Origin of the sequence: Bacillus sp. TH19, from assembly GCF_016651075.1 — a bacterium.
Classification (GTDB): domain Bacteria; phylum Bacillota; class Bacilli; order Bacillales; family Bacillaceae_G; genus Bacillus_A; species Bacillus_A mycoides.
Genome location: NZ_JAEKEO010000007.1, coordinates 436497 through 456952 on the forward strand (window position 1 = coordinate 436497; position 20456 = coordinate 456952).

General features: G+C 36.9%; 19 protein-coding genes. 10 read left to right on the forward strand and 9 right to left on the reverse strand.

Going from position 1 to position 20456, the window contains the following annotated elements; translation table 11 throughout:
• The first annotated feature begins 40 nt into the window (after positions 1 to 40).
• A complete protein-coding gene (locus JFU54_RS05860; RefSeq protein WP_201063945.1) occupies positions 41 to 2041 on the forward strand; it encodes a YhgE/Pip family protein in 2001 nt (666 codons plus the stop codon).
• A gap of 53 nt (positions 2042 to 2094) precedes the next feature.
• Here the strand turns inward: JFU54_RS05860 and JFU54_RS05865 are convergent, their stop codons facing one another.
• The 3 genes from JFU54_RS05865 to JFU54_RS05875 form a co-directional block, all read right to left on the reverse strand.
• On the reverse strand, positions 2095 to 2475 hold the full coding sequence (locus JFU54_RS05865) for a VOC family protein (RefSeq protein WP_000609851.1): 381 nt from the start codon (positions 2473 to 2475) through the stop codon (positions 2095 to 2097).
• A gap of 42 nt (positions 2476 to 2517) precedes the next feature.
• Positions 2518 to 3675: an acyltransferase gene (locus JFU54_RS05870; protein WP_201063947.1), complete on the reverse strand. Its 1158-nt coding sequence runs from the start codon at positions 3673 to 3675 to the stop codon at positions 2518 to 2520.
• 167 nt (positions 3676 to 3842) lie between these two features.
• Complete coding sequence (locus tag JFU54_RS05875) at positions 3843 to 5060, reverse strand: dicarboxylate/amino acid:cation symporter (protein WP_002016167.1); 1218 nt, start codon at positions 5058 to 5060, stop codon at positions 3843 to 3845.
• A 224-nt stretch (positions 5061 to 5284) separates the two neighbouring features.
• Here JFU54_RS05875 and JFU54_RS05880 point away from each other — a divergent pair, with 224 nt between their 5' ends.
• Genes JFU54_RS05880 through JFU54_RS05890 form a run of 3 tightly spaced genes read left to right on the forward strand, consistent with a single transcriptional unit; the run spans position 5285 to position 7230 of the window.
• Entirely contained in the window at positions 5285 to 5587 is a 303-nt protein-coding gene (locus JFU54_RS05880; protein WP_201063949.1) for a PTS sugar transporter subunit IIB, read from the forward strand.
• A gap of 14 nt (positions 5588 to 5601) precedes the next feature.
• On the forward strand, positions 5602 to 6903 hold the full coding sequence (gene celB / locus JFU54_RS05885; protein WP_201063951.1) for a PTS cellobiose transporter subunit IIC: 1302 nt from the start codon (positions 5602 to 5604) through the stop codon (positions 6901 to 6903).
• Positions 6904 to 6912: 9 nt separating this feature from the next.
• Positions 6913 to 7230, forward strand: a complete 318-nt coding sequence (locus tag JFU54_RS05890; protein WP_044439402.1) for a PTS sugar transporter subunit IIA — start codon at positions 6913 to 6915, stop codon at positions 7228 to 7230.
• A 110-nt stretch (positions 7231 to 7340) separates the two neighbouring features.
• On the opposite strand, the gene speD is transcribed toward JFU54_RS05890, so the two are convergent.
• The gene (speD, locus tag JFU54_RS05895) at positions 7341 to 7712 is read right to left on the reverse strand and encodes an adenosylmethionine decarboxylase (protein ID WP_002191178.1); all 372 of its coding nucleotides are present in this window, start codon (positions 7710 to 7712) and stop codon (positions 7341 to 7343) included.
• A gap of 27 nt (positions 7713 to 7739) precedes the next feature.
• A complete protein-coding gene (locus tag JFU54_RS05900; protein WP_201063953.1) occupies positions 7740 to 8867 on the reverse strand; it encodes a polyamine aminopropyltransferase in 1128 nt (375 codons plus the stop codon).
• 420 nt (positions 8868 to 9287) lie between these two features.
• Here JFU54_RS05900 and JFU54_RS05905 point away from each other — a divergent pair, with 420 nt between their 5' ends.
• The 5 genes from JFU54_RS05905 (at position 9288) to chbG (ending at position 13504) form a co-directional block, all read left to right on the forward strand.
• On the forward strand, positions 9288 to 9590 hold the full coding sequence (locus JFU54_RS05905; RefSeq protein ID WP_001023565.1) for a PTS sugar transporter subunit IIB: 303 nt from the start codon (positions 9288 to 9290) through the stop codon (positions 9588 to 9590).
• A 16-nt stretch (positions 9591 to 9606) separates the two neighbouring features.
• Positions 9607 to 10914 carry a PTS cellobiose transporter subunit IIC gene (celB, locus tag JFU54_RS05910; protein WP_201063955.1) on the forward strand — a complete coding sequence of 436 codons (1308 nt, stop codon included), beginning with the start codon at positions 9607 to 9609 and terminating at the stop codon, positions 10912 to 10914.
• A gap of 183 nt (positions 10915 to 11097) precedes the next feature.
• On the forward strand, positions 11098 to 11421 hold the full coding sequence (locus JFU54_RS05915; RefSeq protein WP_000989054.1) for a PTS lactose/cellobiose transporter subunit IIA: 324 nt from the start codon (positions 11098 to 11100) through the stop codon (positions 11419 to 11421).
• A gap of 3 nt (positions 11422 to 11424) precedes the next feature.
• Positions 11425 to 12750 carry a 6-phospho-beta-glucosidase gene (gene celF / locus JFU54_RS05920; protein WP_002016156.1) on the forward strand — a complete coding sequence of 442 codons (1326 nt, stop codon included), beginning with the start codon at positions 11425 to 11427 and terminating at the stop codon, positions 12748 to 12750.
• Between the two features lie 49 nt (positions 12751 to 12799).
• Positions 12800 to 13504 (forward strand): chitin disaccharide deacetylase, encoded by a 705-nt coding sequence (gene chbG / locus JFU54_RS05925; protein ID WP_201063958.1) that lies wholly within the window; start codon positions 12800 to 12802, stop codon positions 13502 to 13504.
• A 41-nt stretch (positions 13505 to 13545) separates the two neighbouring features.
• Here the strand turns inward: chbG and JFU54_RS05930 are convergent, their stop codons facing one another.
• A complete protein-coding gene (locus tag JFU54_RS05930) occupies positions 13546 to 14727 on the reverse strand; it encodes a chromate transporter (RefSeq protein WP_033716001.1) in 1182 nt (393 codons plus the stop codon).
• 189 nt (positions 14728 to 14916) lie between these two features.
• On the opposite strand from JFU54_RS05930, the gene exsM reads away from it, so the two are divergent.
• Positions 14917 to 15330, forward strand: a complete 414-nt coding sequence (gene exsM / locus JFU54_RS05935; protein WP_050000995.1) for an exosporium regulatory protein ExsM — start codon at positions 14917 to 14919, stop codon at positions 15328 to 15330.
• Positions 15331 to 15403: 73 nt separating this feature from the next.
• On the opposite strand, the gene JFU54_RS05940 is transcribed toward exsM, so the two are convergent.
• The 3 genes from JFU54_RS05940 to JFU54_RS05950 all read right to left on the reverse strand — a co-directional run bounded on the left by JFU54_RS05940 (position 15404) and on the right by JFU54_RS05950 (position 20286).
• Positions 15404 to 18082 (reverse strand): sigma-54-dependent transcriptional regulator, encoded by a 2679-nt coding sequence (locus JFU54_RS05940; protein WP_002034748.1) that lies wholly within the window; start codon positions 18080 to 18082, stop codon positions 15404 to 15406.
• A 184-nt stretch (positions 18083 to 18266) separates the two neighbouring features.
• Positions 18267 to 19004 (reverse strand): polysaccharide deacetylase family protein, encoded by a 738-nt coding sequence (locus tag JFU54_RS05945; protein ID WP_088040429.1) that lies wholly within the window; start codon positions 19002 to 19004, stop codon positions 18267 to 18269.
• Between the two features lie 208 nt (positions 19005 to 19212).
• Complete coding sequence (locus JFU54_RS05950; RefSeq protein ID WP_012261991.1) at positions 19213 to 20286, reverse strand: glycosyltransferase family 4 protein; 1074 nt, start codon at positions 20284 to 20286, stop codon at positions 19213 to 19215.
• Positions 20287 to 20456 lie beyond the last annotated feature (170 nt).

A 20456-nucleotide genomic window follows, 5' to 3' on the forward strand; every position in this document is an offset into this window, starting at 1 on the left:
CCATTCGAAGGGTGTTAAATTAGGAGAAGGAGTATGTTTCATGAAGGGAATTCAACTTATATTTAAAGATTGGAAGGCGATGTGGAACCATAAACATGGACGTATCGCTTTAATTTTTTTATTAATCGTTCCTTTAATTTATTCAGGATTCTTCTTAGCTGGATATTGGGATCCGTACGGAAAATTAGATAAATTACCTGTTGCAGTTGTTAATTTAGATAAGGGTGCTGTGATGGATGAAAAAAAAATCCAGGCTGGAGACGATTTTGTTAAAAATTTAAAAGAGAATAAGGAATTGGCGTTTCATTTCGTATCAGAAAAAGATGCTGATGAAGGGCTAAAAGAAGATAAGTATTATATGGTGGTTACGATTCCGGAGGAGTTCTCTAAAAAGGTAAGTACACTAATGGATGAGAAACCAGAGCCGGCACAATTGCAGTATAAAGTAAATCCAGGTAAAAACTTTGTAGCAGCTCAAATTGGAACGACAGCTGTTGAAAATATGAAAACAAAAATTTCAAATAGTATTACGAAATCTTATACAGAAGGTGTCTTTTCAAAGTTTCAAGATTTGGCACAAGGGTTGAGTGATGCAAGTAATGGCGCTGAGAAGTTACATGAAGGAACGACGGATGCAAAAAATGGGGCGAATCAGCTTACAGATGGTATTCATCGTTTAAATGATGGAACAGTGAAGTTAAAAGAAGGAAGTGATAAGCTTGCCTCTAGTCAATCGGCCTTAACTGGGGGAGCAAATGAGCTTAGTCAAGGAGCGACATCACTTCATAATGGTATGGAGCTGCTAGCACAGGGTGAGAAGTCTTTACAATCAGGAGTTAGTGAATTAAGTGCTGGTACAAATGAATGGGTGAACGGAAGTGAGAAACTTGCTGAAGGGCAAGTGAAAGCGGACAATGCAGCAAATAGTGTAAAACAACAATTAGAAGAGTACGTGAAAAGTCATCCAGAAGTGCAGCAAGATCCTGCTTTTCAAAAGATCATTGCTACTTCTAACGGATTAGCTAAAGCAACAAACACTTTAAATAATAGCCAACAACAATTGACACAAGGTGCGCGGAAGCTTACTGATGGTCAGCATAAGATTGAGGAAGGCATGAATACATTCGGAGTTAAGTTAAACGAAGCTACCGCTGGAACGAAAAAGATAGCAGATGGTGCTGAGAATGTAGCTGATGGATTTACGAAGTGGGGAAATGGATTTACATCATTACAAGAAGGTGTAAATCACCTTGCGAGTGGCGGAACAGAGCTGAATCATGGTGCTGATAAGTTAACGAACGGACTTGTTAAACTTGACGATGGTGCGAAAGAACTTTCTACGAAATTGGGAGAGGGCGCAGAGAAGATAGCGGATGTTCGCAATGATGATGCACGCAATACGATGTTCTCAGAGCCGGTTCACTTAGTGAAGTCGACAGTTTCTGATGTGCCTAACTACGGTTCAGGTATTGCACCATACTTTTTATCACTGGCATTTTATGTTGGCGGAATTATGGCATCGAATATTTTACCTCTTGGCCGTAGACAAAATATGAAGGTAAGCGGAACAGTACATTTTATTAATAAACTAGGATTAGTATATTTAATTGGACTCATTCAAGCACTACTTGTAGATGTGGTAGTGTTAGGAGTTATGAAATTAGAAGTTGCAAGTGTATCACTCTTTGTTTTATCAAGTATTGTTATTTCCTTTACGTTCATGACATTTATTCTTATGTTAGTAACGGTATTCGGCATTGTTGGGAAGTTCGCAGCGGTAACGCTTCTCGTTCTTCAATTAGCGACGAGCGGAGGTACTTTCCCAGGAGAGTTAAATATAGCTGTGCTTAGCAAAATTGGACAGTTTCTCCCAATGTCTCATTCTCTTAGAGGATTACAAGATGTTATCTCTTTAGGAGATTGGTCGCAATTGCGAATGCAAATTTTAATTTTATTATGCTATCTCGTTGTCGCTGGTGGAATCACATGGGTTACGAGTCATATACAGCATAAGGAAACGAATGCAGAGCAAGTTTCTTAATAAAAGAAGCTATCCGAAAAGGTTTTATTATGACCTTTTCGGATAGCTTTTTCTTATTTCTTTTCCATAACTGCAAAGTAGTTATTTTCATTATCAGCAAAGTTGAACGCTCTACCAGTGGGTAAATCTACAACTTGTCCAACTGTAACATTTTTCTCAGAAAGATCTTTATACAGTTGATCTAAGTTATTAGAGAAGAACATAAGTGAAGGGGTATTTAAGTTTAATTCAGGTTGCATCTTCGCAATTAACGCCTTATCGTGAAGGACGATGCTTGTTCCAGCTTCTTTTGCCGGCGCAATTTCAATCCAGCGAAATCCTTGACCGTTATTTTCTTCCGCAACGATTTGGAATCCTACTGTTTCTGTCCAAAATTGTACTGATTCATCTTGGTTATTTACATATAACATAATTTGTCCAATTTGATTAATCATAGGTGTGTCCTACTTTCTTTTCTTATATGAAATACTATTATATCAAATATATGGTTTAAATACTTTTTCATGATTTTTCCGAATGGCAATCTTCGCCCATTTCATATTTGTCGTAGGGGAAGGCCCTGTAATCCACGTATGAAATGGTAGTATGCTGCCAATGACCATTGCTGAAATAGAGATTGTGGTCGTTAATATAAATAGTAATAGGCTATATAATATTGTGTTTTCTTGCAGTGCGAATAAGGAAAGAAATTTTGTACATAGTTGCAAGAAGAAAAAATGAGCTAAATAAGCGCCATACGTGTAATTCCCAATAAAACGTAAAGCTTTATATAAGAAACCACGTCGCTGTACAATTGTAATAGATAACACGTACAGTATCATAATTTCACAAACAATATATAAAAACATGGACGGTTTTAAATAAGTAGAAACCGTTAAATGAATAGAATTGGCGCCGTAAAAACTAAATAACTCATAATTGATGAATAAAAATAAGATGAAAAATAAGATTGTTATAAGCGGAATATGTTTCATGACAAATATACGCCAAGTTTTTAATGATACAGCAGCTATTCCTCCTATGACGAAATAGAATGAGTAGAAGAAGAAGGAACGATCTGTATAATGTAAAATGGTTGAACTAGTCAGTTTCTCTCCATTAAAAATGTAGTGAGAAGAGTACCACATTAAGAAGAAATATAGACAAGCGAAAATGGTCATATATTTATATATGTCTTTTTTATTTTCTGTTCGTTTTTGAAACCAATAAAATAGTGTGCATAGTAAAGGGAACAATAAGTGAATTTGGAACATCATAATAACGTACCAAAGATGAGGTGCAGCTGTTCCGAGTAATAAACTTTTTATTCCGCCTTGTAGTGTAATGACATCGTTTGTTGTTAATAGGTAAAGAATAGACCAGAAGAAATAAGGAATGAGTAAATGTGCGGCTTTTTCATAAATATATTCTCTGTAAACGAGTTGCTTCGTATATAGCCGAATTAAATGGAAGCCGACGATAAATATGAATGCAGGCGCTGAAAATTTTGCAAGATTAAATAGCATGCCCATAATGAGGGATTGCTCGAGTAAGACATTTCCTTGATTCATTGTATATAATAAGGAACTTTGCAAAACGACAGCAAGAAATGCAATGCTTTGCAAAACTTTAAATTCTGGTGCACTTTGAGTCATTACGTCCATCTCCTTTTCCATACATGATTATAGTACGGAGAATGGATAATGGATGTGGAATATTTGTGAAGATTATAACAAATTTGTGGCGGGATGGGATTATATCGACATTTCGACAAATAACAACAAAAAAGAGGATGCTCCACCGAGCATCCTCTTTCTATATATTAAGCAAATTTATTTTTGATCCAGTTTTTACCTTCTACAAGGCGAGCTGTCATTACGGCACAAGCGTTATCTCCTGTTACGTTTAACACTGTTGCAGGAGGATCGATGATTGTACTAATTGCTGCGATAATTGGCAATGCTTCTGGTGGGAATCCGTATAGAGAAACGATTAACATTTCACCAATCATACCCCCGCCCGGAATAGCACCCATTACTGTTCCTACTAATAGAGAAACAACAAGTGCAATTGCTAATGTTTTCGGTCCTTCGAATTCCATGTTGAAAATACCGAATAAGAAAGCAATTTTCAATACCCCGCCTAAAACAGATCCGTCTTTATGAAGTGTAGATCCAAGAAGGACAACTGTTTCACGAACGTCAGAAGAAATACCCATTTTCTTCGTTGCTTCTAAGTTCGCTGGAATACTTGCGGCACTACTACAAGTTGCAAGTGATGTAACTGTAGGAGAGACCATGTTCTTCCAAAATACTTGTACACCTTGTTTGCGACCTGCAAGGTACGCATAGAATGTAAAGAATACAAAGAAGTAAATAAGAGAAGCTGGATAGTATACCATTGCTGCTCGGAAGTAAGTTCCAAGAAGTTGTGGTCCGAATTCACCAACTAATGCTGCGAAGTAGGCAGCTAGTCCGATTGGAGCGTAGTACATAATGAAAGATACGACTTTCATTGAAATTTCTGCACCAGCTTGTAAGAATGTAGCGAATGGTTTCCCTTTTTCGCCAACTGCTGAAGTTGCAACCCCCATTAAGATAGAGAAGAAAATAAGAGCTAACATGTTCTCGCGAGATAGTAACTTTGAAAAGTCTGATACTGTTATGATACCAACAATTTGATCAGCAACGCTAACTGCTTTTTCAGCTTTATCAGGCTGCGTTAGTTCTAATACAACACCTTGTGCTGGCGGGAATACTTTCACGATAATAATCATAAAAATAGCAGCTAAAATACTTGTAAATAAGAAAGTTCCAGCCATACTAGACATAATTTTACCGAAACGTTTTAATCCATCCATATTAGCAATAGATGACGCGATGCTAAAGAATACTAAAGGTACAACAATCGTAAACATTAAGTTTAAGAAAATGTCACCAAGCGGCTTTAAAGCAACTGCATCGGCACCCATGAAATAACCAATGAAACCACCAATTAGGATAGAAGATAATAAAATAAGCGGAAAGCGATATGCCTTCATAAATATACCCTCCTATCGATTATAAAAAATCATACTGAATCATTATAGCGAGTTAGAGACTTCTTTACTAGGAAAATACGGATAGATGGAATAGCGTGAAAACCGAGAAATTTTTGTTTTTAAGCTCGGCATACAGTTAGAAATCTAGACATATATATTTGTAACCTAGTGGTGGCAAGGGCTACACCATAACTTAGGTTTGGAAAAAGGGGGAGGGGAGCGAGATGAATATTTTACTTTGCTGTGCAGCGGGAATGTCTTCCAGTTTGATTGTTACAAAAATGGAGAAAGCAGCAGAGGCAAGAGGGATACAGGCAAAGATTTGGGCAGTATCAGGTTCAGAAGTGCGAAATCATATTGATACTGCAGATGTACTTTTACTTGGACCGCAAGTACGTTATTTATTACCGAAAATGAAAGAATTATGTAAGGAGAAGGGAATACCTGTTGATGTCATTCAATCCGTCCATTACGGACTTTGTAATGGAGAGGCTATCTTACAAGCAGCTTTGTCCATGAAACCATGAGGAGAGTGGGATAGATGATAAAGTTTTTAGAGAAATATGTGATGCCAGTGGCAGGGAAGGTTGCAGAGCAGAGGCATTTGCAAGCGATTCGTGATGGAATTGTTTTAACGATGCCTTTCTTGATTATTGGATCATTTTTCCTTATTATTAGTGCATTACCAATACCAGGATATAATGATTTTATGGCAGGTTTATTTGGTGAGAATTGGCAGAGGGCTTTAGGGTATCCAGTTAGTGCAACTTTTAATATAATGGCTTTAATAGCTGTTTTTGGAATCGCTTACAGACTTGGAGAATATTATAAAGTGGACGCTTTAGCATCCGGAGCATTGTCGCTTGTGACGTTTTTACTTGCAACTCCATTTCAAGTTGCATATATTATACCAAGCACGAAGGAAAGTGTGATTGTAGATGGAGCAATCCCAGCGGCGCTAATGGGAAGCCAAGGTTTATTTGTAGCGATGATTATTGCAATTATATCTACTGAACTTTATCGGTTTATTGTACAAAAAAAGATGATTATAAAGATGCCGGAGACAGTTCCACCAGCTGTGACACGTTCATTTGCGGCACTTGTTCCAGGTTTTATTGTTGTAACGGTTATTTGGATTTTGCGCTTAATTATAGAAAATACTTCTTTTGGCAGTATCCATAATATTGTGGGGCAAATTTTACAGGAACCACTTAGTGTACTTGGTGCTAGTCTTTGGGGCGCAATAATAGCAGTTATTCTTGTTCATGTTCTTTGGTCGTGTGGAATTCATGGTGCTACTATTGTTGGTGGTGTAATGAGCCCCGTTTGGTTGTCGTTAATGGATCAAAACCGAGTTGCTTTCCAAGCAGGGCAAGATGTACCGAATACGATTACCGCACAGTTTTTTGATTTATGGATTTATATGGGTGGTTCTGGTGCAACACTCGCTTTAGTTGTAGGAATGTTACTATTTGCGCGAAGTCAGCAATTAAAAAGTTTAGGGCGATTGTCAATTGCGCCGGGTATATTTAATATTAATGAAATGGTAACTTTTGGTATGCCAATTGTAATGAATCCAATTTTACTTATTCCATTTATATTGGTTCCAGTTGTGTTAACGATTGTTTCTTACTTTGCAATGGATTGGGGATGGGTCGCACGTCCGAGCGGAGCGGCTGTACCTTGGACGACACCTATTCTTTTTAGTGGATATTTAGGATCAGGCGGGAAAATTTCAGGAGTTATTTTACAGCTCATTAACTTTGCACTTGCATTTCTTATTTATTTTCCATTCTTAAAAATATGGGATAAACAAAAAGTAGCGGAAGAAAAGGGGGAGTAAAGAACTAACATGGATACGATAGAGACGAAAGCTTTTCACTTAATTTTGCATGGTGGTAATGCGAGAAGCTGCTCAATGGAAGCAATTGATTGCGCAAAGCGCGGTGAATTTCAGGAAGCAGAAGCGAAACTACAAGAAGCTTTAAATGAATTGCAAGAGGCGCATCGCTTACAAACAGAGCTCATACAGAAAGAGGCTGCCGGGGAAAAAAACGAAGTTACCCTTTTGATGGTGCATGCACAAGACCATTTAATGAACGCAATTACGGTGAAGGAATTGGCGAGTGAGTTTGTAGAATTATATAGGAAGATGTCGGTGGATGAATGAACCTTGCTTAGGCAAAGTTTTTTTATGTATGTGTCCGTACCATCAGTGGAGTGTTTGTTCCACTGATGGTATTTACAATCCTCCTTTTTACGGATGAGTAAGAGTGATAATTAATCGGCAGTAATAATCTCTCCTGTACCACGAATTAGTTTTTTTATATGCATCTCATTTGGTCTTAATATACTTACGATATAATCAATCGCTATTTGCGGTTCAACGGTCGTACCGCACGTATAACAGTCGATGGCTGCAAAGTTTTTTTCTGGATAAGTGTGAATTGAAAGGTGGCTTTCGGATAGTAAAACTAAAACAGTAACGCCATGCGGATCGAATTCTTTTGTACTTACGTTTAAAATATGGGCACCAGAGCAATCTGCAGCGTTAACTAAATGATATTCTAAAAAGTGAACATCATCTAATAGGGAAAAGTCCACTCCCCATAAATCTACTATTATATGCTTACCAAAAGTAGAATATTCCATAGGGTAGCACTCCTTACTATAATATTGTCAAAACTCCATTTCCTTTTTGTAACATTGATGTAGGATAAGATTCGATTCTGAGTTTAAAAGAGCGAGATTACGTTGTTCTAAATATTCTTCTTTAAATTGAAACAAAGGAGAAAGAAGAGAAGGTAATGTTCGAGGAGTTGGTATTACATATAATTGCTCAATTTGATCGAGTACATAGGCAGAATTAGCAGCAATATGAAATCCCCAGTCAGTTCCGAAAGAAGGAACGATTGTATGATAACTTTTCACAGTTAATCCAGCATGTTCAATAGTGTTACCGATGCTCCAATATACTAGAGGTGCATCAGCAGGTGAATTAGATTGGCAGACGAACGCACCATCTTCTGTTAAAAACGTAGCTATACGAGCAAAAAGTTCGCTTGTATATAAAGTACTTAATAACTCTGTCGCTGGATCAGGGAAATCAATGATGATTACATCGTATAAAGATGAAGGTGAATTTAGAAATTCTTTTGCATCGCATACGTGCACGTTCACGCGATTATCAAAAAAAGCGTTTTTGTTTAAAGATACTATTTCTGGAACATTACGTGCCATATTAATCATTGCCTCGTCTAAATCAACAAGGTCTACGTGTAGCACAGTTTCATATTTCAAAACTTCTCGTAAGGCAAGACCATCGCCACCACCTAATATGAGAACGCGTTTTGGATCAATTACTTTTGCCATAATCGGATGTACAAGCGCTTCATGATAAATTTGCTCATCAACGGAGCTGAATTGTAGTTGCTTGTCCAAGTATAAGCGAACATCGTTTACTTGGACTAAATTAATATTTTGATAATTACTTTTTTCTTCAAATAAATTTGTATGTTCCCCAGCTTGTATTTCCTTTAGAGAAATTTCATCCCATATATCTAAGTTGTGTGAATCTGTGGGTACTATAATTACATTTTCCGATTGTACTTGCTTATCGTCTTCATCCTCGTCGTGTTTATCTGGTTCGTCGTGTTTGTCAGGTCTGTCTTGTTTATCTTCAGTGTCCTGTCGATCTAGTGCATCCATGTTGGAATTTAATTCAAAATCCTCTTCTTGTTTATACCATTTATTTTGAACCTGTATTCTATAAATCTTCATTCTCTTCTTTTTTCTATGCTTTGGCATTGGAATCCCCTTTCAAAATACTTTATTTTATTCTATGTAATTTAATAGAGTTTGACTGGACAATAACTAGACGGGTGTCTTGAATAGGTATTTGTTTTGATTTGAGTTGAAATATTATATTTTTTGGTACTATATTTTCACACTTTTAAAAAAATTAGTGTTTTTTTGTTTTAAACACAACTAGACAACTAAACACTAATCTATTTTCATACAGTTATGTGTTAAAAGTGAGGTGTTTTATAACACACTGTGTGTTTTTTTGGGGACACACTAATTGAAAGCGGTAACACACAAAGAAATCACTCGAAAAAACGCTGATTTTAGGCGTTTTGAAAAGTTGGCACGGTAATTGCATTAATAAATAGCGTAAAGAAAAATAAAAAACATAAATTTTTTATACCACACAAGGGGGATTTATAAATGAATATTTTATTATGTTGTTCAGCAGGGATGTCTACAAGTTTACTAGTTACAAAAATGGAAGCGGCTGCAAAAGCTCGTGGTCTAGAAGGTAAGATTTGGGCTGTATCTGGGGATGCAGTAAAAAACAATATCGATCAAGCAGACGTACTATTATTAGGACCGCAAGTTCGTTACATGCTTTCTACAATGAAAACGCTTGCCGATGAGAAAAACGTTGGAGTCGATGTTATTAACCCAATGCACTACGGCATGATGAATGGAGAAGCAGTTTTAGATCACGCATTAACACTAAAAAAATAATTAGGGGGGAAGCGAAATGCAAAAAATTATTGCATTTATGGAGAAATATTTAGTTCCAGTCGCAGGAAGAATCGGATCGCAGCGTCATTTAGTTGCAATCCGTGATGGTTTTATCGCAGTTATGCCTCTTATTTTAGTTGGATCGTTTGCAGTACTTATAAATAATCTACCGGTTGATGCATTCCAAAAACTTATGAAGGGTGCATTTGGGGATGTTTGGAAAGATATCGGCGGTGGTATGTGGACAGGGTCCTTTGCAATATTAGCCCTCATAGCCGCAGTTGGGATAAGTTATAATTTAGCGAAATCTTACGGTGTAGACGCGTTGTCAGCAGCAATTATTACATTCGGTGCATTAATTATTATATCTCCGACAACACCAAAAGAAGGCGGTATTGATTTAGCTTGGACAGGATCACAAGGTTTATTCGTTTCTATCATTGTAGCTCTTCTTGTAACCGAGGTATTCAGGTTCTTTGTTCAAAGGGATATTACAATTAAGATGCCAGATGGTGTTCCACCAGCAGTAATGAAATCCTTTGCAGCATTAGTACCAGCATTTGTTATTTTAATCGCAACAGCAAGTATTCAATTAGCTGTGAAATTAGCGGGAACAAGTATTCATAAAATCGTATTTGAAACAATTCAATTACCTTTACAAGGTTTAGCAGGTACATTACCAAGTGCAATTATTGTTGCTCTACTTATTCACGTATTATGGTTCTTCGGATTACATGGCCCTAATATTATTGGTGGTATTATCGACCCAATCTATTTACCAGCACTAGAAAAGAACATTAAATTATTTAACGATGGTATGTCTGCATATGATGTACCGCACATTTTCACAAAGCCATTCTTTGATGTATACGTATACATCGGTGGATCAGGTGCAACATTAGCATTTTTAGTAGCAGTAATGCTTGTTGCAAAGAGTGCGCAACTTCGTGGTGTAGGTCGCGTATCTATCGGTCCTGGTTTCTTCAATATTAACGAGCCAGTTATTTTCGGTACACCAATTGTATTAAACCCAGCGTTAATCATTCCATTCGTACTTACACCAGTTGTATTAGTTATTACTTCTTATACAGCAATTTCCTTAGGATGGGTACCAAAAACAGTTGCTTTAGTTCCGTGGACAATGCCACCAATCTTTAGTGGTTATCTTGTAGCGGGCGGAAGCATTGCTGGTGCTGCATTGCAGCTAGTAAACTTTGCAATCGCGGTAGTTATTTACTATCCATTCGTATTAATGTGTGACCGTACGTATGTACAAGCTGCGAAAGCTGAAACAAAAGGAAACGACAATTCAGTATCACTTTAAAAAGTGTTGTTCTGACGAGTTTTTATAGCTCGTCAGAACAACTAACTTTTATATCATGTTCAGAAAGATGAGACCCATCTACAAGAACACCAAACTATCATTAATAAAATAATAATTTAATAGAAATGTTCAAACTGAAGGGGTATTTAAATCGGTTGAACCATAATAGAGAGGGCGGTAATTATGATGACTACAGCAGAACAAATTCCATTCCAATTGATTTTAAATAGTGGTAATGCACGAAGCTTTGCAATGGAGGCACTGCAATTCGCCAAACAGGGGAAAATGGCAGAAGCTGATGAAGCGATGGTAAAGGCGAAAGAAGCGATTAATGAAGCGCATCATTTCCAAACAGAGCTCATACAATCAGAAGCAAGAGGGGAAAAAACAGAGATTAGTGTTCTTTTAATTCATGCGCAAGATCATTTAATGAATTCTATTACGGTAAAAGAATTAGCGGCAGAATTTATTGACCTTTATAAAAAGCTAGAAGCGAAAGGGGAATAAAGCATGACTGGAATTAAAATTGCTACAATCGGCGGTGGCTCTAGTTATACACCAGAGTTAATTGAAGGATTTATTAAACGTTATGACGAGCTTCCTGTTCGTGAAATTTGGTTAGTAGATATTGAGGCAGGAAAAGAGAAGTTAGAAATCGTTGGTGACTTAGCGAAACGTATGGTGAAAAAATCAGGTTTACCAATTGATATTCATTTAACACTTGATCGCCGTGAGGCATTAAAAGATGCTGACTTCGTAACAACGCAGCTTCGCGTTGGTTTGTTAGAAGCACGTGCAAAAGATGAAGCAATTCCATTAAAATATGATGTAATTGGTCAGGAAACGAATGGTCCTGGTGGTTTGTTCAAAGCGCTGAGAACGATTCCTGTTATTTTAGATATTTGTAAGGACATGGAGGAACTTTGTCCGAATGCATGGTTAATTAACTTTGCGAATCCGGCTGGTATGGTAACAGAAGCTGTACTTCGCTACACGAACATTCAACGAGTAGTTGGTCTATGTAACGTTCCAATCGGAATTCGTATGGGTCTTGCAAGATTACTTGAAGTAGATGCAAGCCGGGTACACGTTGATTTCGCTGGTTTAAATCATATGGTATACGGATTAGATGTATACTTGGATGGCGTAAGCGTAATGGATCGTGTATTAGAACTTGTAACAGATCCAGAAAAGCAAATTACGATGGAAAACATTGCTGCGCTTAACTGGGAGCCAGACTTTATTCGCGGTCTTCGTGCAATTCCGTGTCCATATCATCGTTACTACTATAAAACACGTGAAATGTTGGAAGAAGAGAAAGCAGCTTCGATTGAAAAAGGTACACGTGCAGAAGTAGTAAAACAATTAGAAAATGATTTATTCGAGCTATATAAAGACCCGAATTTAGATATTAAGCCACCACAATTAGAAAAGCGCGGCGGAGCTTATTATAGTGACGCAGCATGTAGCTTAATTACGTCTATTTACAATAATAAAGGTGATATCCAGCCTGTTAATACACGAAACAACGGAACAATTGCAAGCTTGCCACATGATTCGGCTGTTGAAGTGAACTGTATTATTACGAAAGAAGGTCCAAAACCAATTGCGGTCGGAGATCTTCCAGTACCAGTTCGCGGTTTAGTACAGCAAATTAAATCATTTGAGCGCACAACAATTGAAGCTGCTGTTACAGGGGATTATCATAAGGCGCTGCTTGCTATGACAATTAATCCACTTGTACCATCAGATAAAGTTGCAAAACAAATTTTAGATGAAATGTTAGAAGCTCATAAAGAACATCTTCCACAATTTTTTAAGAAGATAGAGAAATAAAGCGGCGCTATTTAGCCCGCTTTTTTTTATTCTAGTAGGAGGTATTGCGATGATTAAGCTAATTGTAAATGCAGATGATTTCGGTCTTACAGAAGGTACGAATTACGGAATTATTGATGGACATAAAAACGGGCTTGTAAATTCAACGACGATGATGATGAATATGCCAGGGACAGAGCATGCCGTACGCTTAGCGAAAGAGTATAAAACGTTAGGAGTAGGAGTGCATCTCGTATTAACGGCAGGAGAACCGCTTCTTAAAGACGTTCCATCACTTGTGAGTAGCGATGGATTGTTTCATAAACAAAGTGTTGTATGGGAAGGCAATATAAATCCAGAAGAGGTTGAAAGAGAGTGGACGGCTCAAATTGAGAAATTTTTGTCTTACGGTTTAACACCAACTCATTTAGATAGTCATCATCACGTGCATGGATTACCGCTTTTACACGACGTTCTTGAGAGCTTAGCAAGTAAATACAATGTTCCAATTCGTCGTTGTGAAGAAGAGCGAGCGGTGCGCCCATTTTCAGATGTATTTTACAGTGACTTTTACGCTGACGGTGTGACGGAAGATTACTTTGTGAAGTTAAAGGAAAGAGTACAGGATAAACAAACGGTAGAAATTATGGTGCATCCAGCTTATATTGATCCAGAGCTTGTGAAGCGTTCTTCTTACGTAATGGATCGCGTGAAAGAGTTGCGTATTTTAACGGAGAGCGAGTTGCCTGAGGGAATGGAGCTTGTGAAGTTTTAATAGAAAAAACGACGGCTAAATGGGGCCGTCGTTTTTTGTGCTTACAAAATGGATAGAACATATCCACCGAAGGCTCCGATTATAACGATAACCCAAGGTGGTGTTTTCCAAAAAGCGAGTAAGCAAAATAGAAGAGAAGCAAAAACGAAATCTACAGAATTCATAATTGTACTCGTCCAAATTGGATCATAAAAAGCTGCAAGTAAAATGCCGACAACGGCTGCGTTTACTCCAAGTAGTGCACCTTGTATGTAAGATACTCTCCTTACACTGTCCCAAAATGGTAAAACGCCAACAACGAGCAGGAAGGCAGGAAGAAAGATAGCGATCGTTGCAACAACTGCTCCGGCGGTTCCATTTAGCACTGCTCCTATATAAGAAGCGAATGTAAATAGTGGCCCTGGCACTGCTTGTGTTAATCCGTATCCAGCAAGAAATTGTTCTTTTGTCATCATCCCGTTTTGTACAAACTCACTTTCAAGAAGAGGAAGTACGACGTGCCCTCCTCCGAATACAAGTGCACCAGAGCGATAGAAGCTGTCAAATAAAGAGATGAAATAAGAGTACGGTCGTAACATTGGTAGCAGTATTAATAGCCCGAAGAATAAGATGAGACAAGACATGGCTACCATTTTTGAAATAGGTACGTTTATTTTATTTGCTTGGCTAATTGGCTGACCGCGATATAAAAACCAACCAATAAAGCCAGATACTATAATGAGAATGACTTGTGTCCAGCTACTTGGCCATAATAGGGCGATTGCGGCAGTTACAATCGCGATTGTTACACGGTTTCGATCCGGTGTTAACTTTTGAGCCATTCCCCATATTGCATGAGCGACAATTGCGACCGCTACAAGTTTCAGTCCATGAATCCAGCCTGTACTTCCAAGTTCGAACTGGTTCAGGAAGGAAGCGAAAAAGACTAAAACGAGCACAGACGGGAGAGTGAATCCAATCCATGAAATAATGGCTCCTAATAATCCGCCGCGTAATAATCCAACTCCCATCCCGACTTGGCTGCTAGCAGGGCCAGGAAGGAATTGACATAGCGCTACTAAGTCCCCGTAACTTCGTTCATCCATCCATTTTCTTTTTTGCACGTATTCGTGGTGGAAATAACCAAGATGAGCGACAGGGCCTCCAAACGAAGTAAGTCCTAATTTAAATGATACGAGAAAAATCTCCATTAATAATCGAAAAGAGTAGTTGTTAATCTTCAAAAGAACCTCCTAGAATGTTTTTCTATGTGCATTATACAAGAGGCAGTAAAGTGAATGAAATGATTTCTATGTAAAGATTTTGTGAATCTTTTAGTTGTAATTAAAATTTGAAAAAGTCATAAATGATTATGTCTAAACCATAAAGTAGTAGAAGTAGTGCTGGGAAATTTATATGAGGAGAATGCCCGTATGACAACACATTTCTTTGCTAGGTTAACAGGAAAGAGGGAAGTACCTCCTGTAAATACAGAAGCTTACGGTGTGACAGAGCTCATTTTTAGTGAAGATTTAAAGAAGTTGCAATATCGGGTCATATTAAAAAACATAAAAAAAATCACGTCATGCCAAATTCATTTAGGAAAAGCGAATCAAATTGGGCCAGTTGTTTTAAGTTTGTTTGGTCCGTTAGAGCAAGGAATTAGTGTGAATGAAGGAGTCGTTACTGGTGTAGCTAGAGTAGAGGATTTTGAAGGGCCTTTACAGGGGAGAGCATTTGACAGCTTGTTTCAAGAGATAATGCAAGCAAATGTATATGTAAATGTTAATACGAAATCTAATAAAAAGGGAGAAATAAGGGGGAGAATAAGGGAAGTAAAGAAGTAAGCGAAAAGGCTGTCCAAAAAACATTTTGGAACAGCCTTTTCTAATTATATAGAGTGCTACAATATCCCCTAGTTTAATTTTTTACAGGCTGATTTTTAATGAAGAAGTCCATTATATAAAATACTTCGTCATCTGGGATTTGTATTTCAAATGTATTTTCAATAGGTTGCAATGCTTTTTTCACTTTCATATACATCCAGTACTCATCTTGTCTTCGTTTCTCTTTATCAGGATGAGGGAGGAGACTTTCACCTTTTTGAAGACGGTCAACCATGCAGCTCATATGCAAAATCACACCCATTAAACTGTCGGGAGTTAGCTGTAAAGAAATCAATTCTTGAATTGTATTTAATGCATAACGAATTGTTTTAATAAGTAATGCTCCATCGTTACGCTGCATTTGTTGTTCAAGAATATCAGCCATTTTTGCATAGGTTTCTTCATACGTAATCAATTCTTGAATTGGTTGAATAGCTGTGTAGTTCACAATGTCTTGGAAATGATATGTTAAGCAAGGTATTTGCATATCGAAATTCGTGACGATACAAATGATATTACGCTCTTTTTTTATGTTCTCGATCATTTTCGTTAAATCTTTTTCATGAACGATGCTAATCGGAATAATTTCAATTAAGTCTTTATCAAAGCGTAAATAGTTCTCTAACATTTTTTGAATTGCTAAAGCACTTCCTTCGCCGGTTAAACAAGCTGTTAAAATCACGGATTTCATTGGCGATAGTGGCTTTTTCTTTTCTTCCTGTACGTTTAAATAGAACGGCGTTAAGTTCTTCACTGTTTCGTATAGTGCATCTAATGAATAGCCAAGCTGAGCTTTTCGAGCTGCTTCTAGTGCGTGTGGTGTACTCGTCATGGAAAGAACACGTACAGGGATTTTGAATTCAGTTTCTAATATATCACCAATATAAGCGAGAGATCCCATATCAACAAGTAAGAGAAGCCCGTTTACATTTTGAAGTGTTTTCATATACACTTTAACACGCTCTAAGAAGTCTTTTGGTGATTCATGCAAGGGCATATCGATACCAGTTACTTCATCGATACCGAGAAGTTCGTTTGCAACGTTTGCCATTTCTGTTGCGATACCATTACCGTGTGCTAATATTAATACTTTTACTTCTGTTTGTGAGGCAGGAATTGGATCAACAACGAAGAACATTGTTAAAAAGCCAGCTTCATCAATAGGTATTGTTATTTGTAATTCTTCTTCTAATAGCTGAATACATTGCATAGCTACGGAAAAAGCTTCTTTATATTTCGTACGAATTTGATTTAATTGTGGGTGGTGAATTTGTTTCCCGCCCTGTAAACGTTGTAGAGTTGTCTGTACATGTAAACTTAAAGCGAGAAATACTTTTTCATCGAAAGTTTTAGATAAATATTTTTCAGCTAGTTCCGCAATTTTTTCACATACGGAAACGATATTACGATCCACAATTTTAAAAACATTTTCATGACTTGTTTTTTTAGATATTTGGTTAAAGTATTGGACAAAAAAGCTTTGAATATCATTTTCTATTAGTAATTCTAATTCTTCCTCTTCAATGCCGCGTGCTTGAAGTTCTTCATATTTATAATCAATATAATCGTAAATAGAAGAGCGACTTCCTTCGGGTTTTATTGTATGTTTACTCCAACCTTCATCACCTGTAAATACAAATGTTTCATTTGGTATTTGATATAGATGACGGCTCTTTCTTTCAATAAATAATCCTTCTTTCATATACCAAGGTAAATCTGTACTTGAAACACAGACAGAATCACGTTTTTTTGTTACGAAATCAGAATAAGCTTTCGCACAGGCAATTTGTACGTCTGTTTTCAATTGACCGATGTTATTTGGACAATTGTAAAAGACGAAAGCACGCATTGTATTTGGACTAACATGAATCTCTTTCCTTAGACGAATTGCTTCATTTGTGAAAAATAGTTGCAGTAAAGCAAACCGTTCTTTATGTGTTCGCTCACGAAGTGGTGGAAGCGTAACGGTCATCGGAATACGTCTTGTAAATGTTTTTAATAAAAATGAATTTGGTTCTTCGGTTGTTGCAGTAATAATCAACACTCGTGCCTTACGTTCATTTTCCGTTTCTCCAAGGCGGCGGTATACTCCGCGATCAATAAATGTGAAGAGCATCTCTTGTCCTTCTGGAGGAAGGCGATGTACTTCATCTAAGAAGAGAATTCCTTCATGTGCTTTTTCAATTAACCCTTTTTGATCACTGGCACCTGTGTAAGCTCCTTTTTTTATCCCAAATAACTGTCCAAGTAGTAGTTGTGGATTGTTTGCATAATCAGCACAGTTAAAGACGATAAAAGGTGCATCTTTTGGAAGTTGTTCCACTTCAATTGCGTATTCGTGCATTAAAGAAGCGAACATCGATTTTCCGACACCTGTTTCTCCAAGTAGTAAAGTATGCATACCGTTTGGAGGATAGAGAATAGAAGCTTTTGCCTTTTCAATTGCAATTTTTAGGCTTGTATTTTCAATAGCAAATGTATCTAATGAAGTGCCCTTTGTTGAATGCGTTTCCAATGAAGTGTTCGTTTCTATATAAAAACGGACAGGGCGTGTACTCGTTTTTAATAAACGATTATCTTTCACAAGCTTGTTTAAATCGCTACTAACATTTGCACGGTCTAACTGTAGAAGTGTAGCGAGTTCTGATGCTGTTATACCTTCTGTATAATTCCCTTTTTGTATTGCGTTAAAAATGAGATCTATTCGTTTCATTTCTATTCACCTCGAAACTTCATCACTATTTAAAATTCTACACAAAAATGAGAAGTGTGGGAAGAGAAAAATAAAGTGAAACTTTAATCAGTGGGGTTTTTGTTCATTCCCGCTGATTATTAGCCTTCACCAATCGGGCGTTAACGCGGGGTAAAACAGCTTTAGTACATAGGCACTAAAGCTGTTACAATCTTGTGTCTTTCCAAAAATTCACTTCAAGATGGGAAGATGGATTGTAGGGAAGTAGTTTATATCCTTGTGAGTGTAAATAATCAATTACTTTTGGGAGTATTTGCACTGTGACACTAGAATCATGCATTAAAATAACCTCTACTTGTTCATCGCTTTGATTTCGTACTCTTTCTAGTATTGCGGAAGGATTATCATAGCTTTTCCAGTCATATGTATCAATTGTCCAATCCCACATTTTATACTGGGCAGATACGAGTGCGTCACGGTAATTCTTTTTTAAGTAAGGCATGCTACCGTATGGGACCCGAACGAGATGTGTATTTAAATGTGTAACTTGCTGGACAATGTTTTGGGTTTGCTCCATTTCTGCAATTAAAACAGATGGATCGCCAGTATAAAGACGTTTTACATCATGCGACATACTATGGAGACCGATATAATGTCCATCTTTAATCAATCGCTCCATCATTTTTTTATAATGTGGCACCTTTCCGCCAATAACGAAGAAAGTTGCTTTTCCGTTCTTCTCTTTTAAAATATTTAAAATTTGTGGTGTGTATTTATTTGGTCCGTCATCAAATGTTAAGTACGCAATTTTTGTTGTAGGAGAGGTAGTTTGAGTACTTTGGTAATCTTTTAATTGAATGTCTGTAGTTGCTTTTGTATTCGATGATGCGTACATAGTAATAGTTAAAAATAAAATTATACATTGAAGTAATCGCTTGATCATAACATTCACCCTCAGTTTGACAATCAAGATGTAAAAATGAAAATTTGATACTTTTTTCGTTATACGTATATCTTTCTCCAATAGAGGCACTCTCAAACAATCTATATTTTGGAAATGGGGAATAAGGATTAAAAAATAAAAAATAGCATCCTCTTATGAAAAGAGGATGCTATTTGAATATTTCATAATAGTAAAGGCTATACTACAATTAGTCTTCGCGTTTTTTCACTTTTTTATAGAAGGAAATAATTGGTTTGTAACGTTCGTGTACAAGACCGATTACTTCAGCAATGATTTCTGTAAAGAAGATTAAAATGAAAAGAAGAATAATGGATAACCATAATGTTGCACTACTGAAAATAATTGCATTTACACTAAAGAAAATACCCAATGCGTAAATAATTAGTACCGTTTTACGATGAGAGAATCCCATTGCAAGCAAACGGTGATGTAAATGCGATTTATCAGGTGCTGAAATAGGCTTTTTATTTACGATACGGCGGATAATTGCAAATGTCGTATCAAATATAGGTACACCTAAAATAATGATTGGAACGATAAAACTGAATAACGTTACGCTTTTGTATAATCCAAGTAACGATATAACAGAAATACAGTATCCTAAAAATAGTGCTCCTGTATCTCCCATGAAAATTTTTGCTGGATGGAAGTTGTAGAATAAAAATCCAATTGTACTTGCTAATGTAATCAGTGCTAGAGGTAATATAATAGCTGCTCCAGTACCCCATGGGCTAGTGAAGGCCATATATGCTAGCGTTGCAAGTACGATAGATGAAATCCCTGCGGATAATCCATCTAATCCATCAATTAAGTTGATGGCATTTGTAATACCTACAATCCAAAATACAGTAATTGGATAAGCAAGCCATCCGAGTTCAGTATCTCCGAAAATTGGAATATATAATACTTGCACTAATAATCCACTTTTGACAATCATGATGGCAACTAATAGTTGTCCACCGAATTTTACCCTCGCAGATAGTTCGTACATATCATCTAAAATCCCGATGATAACAATGATGATAGCACCTAAAGTTATCGATAACATTCTTTGTTCGTACAATCCACCGACAACAAATCCTACGGCTACACCGATGAAAATTGCTAACCCGCCAAGACGAGGCATAATTTTTTGGTGTACTTTACGCGCATTTGGCTTGTCTGTTGCTCCTATTTTGAAAGCTAATTTAATAACTAAAGGAGTAACGACGAGTACAGTGATGAAAGATGCCAAAATGGCATAAATCACTTGTGAGTCCATTAATACCCCACCCTTTATAGTTTAACGTAATTTTTTCAATCTTATTTATCTGAAAATTATGATGTTTATTTACAGGCTCATAACATATGGTATCACAAAAAGATTAGAATTCAATCTTTTTTTCTTTTGGCTGTAAAGGGCAGTGAATAGAATATATGACAATTGGATAT